The sequence below is a fragment of the Kitasatospora sp. NPDC058190 genome, from assembly GCF_042883685.1.
Taxonomy (GTDB): Bacteria; Actinomycetota; Actinomycetes; order Streptomycetales; family Streptomycetaceae; genus Kitasatospora.
In genome coordinates this window covers 1-1,357 of record NZ_JBHVVI010000300.1, presented here as the reverse complement: position 1 = coordinate 1,357, position 1,357 = coordinate 1, and the positions used below count along the sequence as shown (strand labels likewise).

The 1,357-nt window shown below is 69.9% G+C and carries 2 protein-coding genes; both read right to left on the bottom strand.

Annotated features, from left to right (window positions below):
• Positions 1-404: 404 nt before the first annotated feature.
• Entirely contained in the window at positions 405-1,094 is a 690-nt protein-coding gene (locus tag ACFVWU_RS44940; RefSeq protein ID WP_387632528.1) for a hypothetical protein, read from the bottom strand.
• A gap of 15 nt (positions 1,095-1,109) precedes the next feature.
• Positions 1,110-1,247: a hypothetical protein gene (locus tag ACFVWU_RS44935; RefSeq protein WP_387632526.1), complete on the bottom strand. Its 138-nt coding sequence runs from the start codon at positions 1,245-1,247 to the stop codon at positions 1,110-1,112.
• Between the last annotated feature and the right edge of the window lie 110 nt (positions 1,248-1,357).

The window sequence follows — 1,357 nt, the reverse complement described above, 5'->3', positions numbered from 1 at the left end:
CCTAGCCTGCGACGTGCACACCTCCAGTACAGCCAAGGAGATCCCCATGGACTTCGTCTCTGTCCGCATCATCACCGGCGACGTCGCGCGCCTCGAGAGGTTGGCACGCTGACGCCACGCACGGCCGCTCACGCGGGAGCCCTGGGATCCCAGGGCTCCCGATGAGCGCGGCCGCAGAGTCCAGGAGCGCCACCAGCCCCTGCCGCACCCCCGAGGACATCGATGACCTGGTGGAGGCATCGCAGCGGCGGACCGAGCACAGCCCAGCACATCCTCGTTGTTTTCGACGTGGTGAACCGGAGCCACTTGGGCAACGGAAGCGCGGCGGCCGACGTGGCCGGTGGTCGCCAGCAGCCGGTAGGTCTCCTCCCAGGTGGACAGGCGCTCGCGCTCGACTGCCGCCGTCAGCCTGTCCGCCGGATCCGCACGCCGCCGTTGACGGCCGATGCGGTGATGCTGCCGGCCGCGTCGTCCTGCTCATCCACCTCTATGGTGACGCCGCCGCCCGGGGAGTGCACCGAGACGCGGTACGGGCCGCGGTCCGGGACGTATATGAAGACACCGCCGCTCCCCGTGACGGCCCGCACGGTGGTCGGCTTCGCGGAGAACTTGGCGTCGATCCCCAGGTTGGTGGTCTCCAGATCGACCGTGGCAGAGGTCAGGCCGCTCGCGCGGATGCCGCCCTCGCCGGTCTTCGCGGTGATCTCCGCCGCCAACCCGGCGAGGACGATCCCACCGCTGCTGTTGGCCAACCGCACCACTGTTGCGGCGGGGACCTCGACGTCGTACCCGACGCCACAGTGGTCGTCCGGGCAGCGGTAGTCGAGGGTGAGCGTGCCGTCGATGACGCGGTGCTCGGTCGTCGGCGGCGTGGTCTGGTAGTCCTGATGCTCCGCCACCTTGACCGTGGCGGAGCCGCCGGTCACCCGGATCCGGCCGATGCCGCCCTGGATCACCAAGGTCCGTATCGGGTCGGCGACGCTGTAGCCGGCCTCCTGGTGCTGTTTGAACTCCGGCTCGGAGCACCTGCACATCGCACCCGCTGTGACGGCGATGACGGCGGTCCAGGTCAGCACGCGGCTCAGGCGGTTCATCTCGGTCCCCCGTGGTCAAGAGTTTTCGAGACCCAGAGTCTGCTCGGCCCCCCAGGCGGCGGGCCACCCGGCCCCCTGTTCCGGGGCGTCCAGCGGCTCTGCCACGAGGAGCCGCGTGCTCACCGCGAGACCGATGCCGTAGGTGATCTCCATGTCTTCGCGGTAGGGCCCGCAGTGCCTCAACTGGTGGGTGAGAGCCCGCGTCGACGCCCAGGGTCGCAGGGCCCTGGTCCGTGAGCGGGAGGAATACTGCCGACGGATCG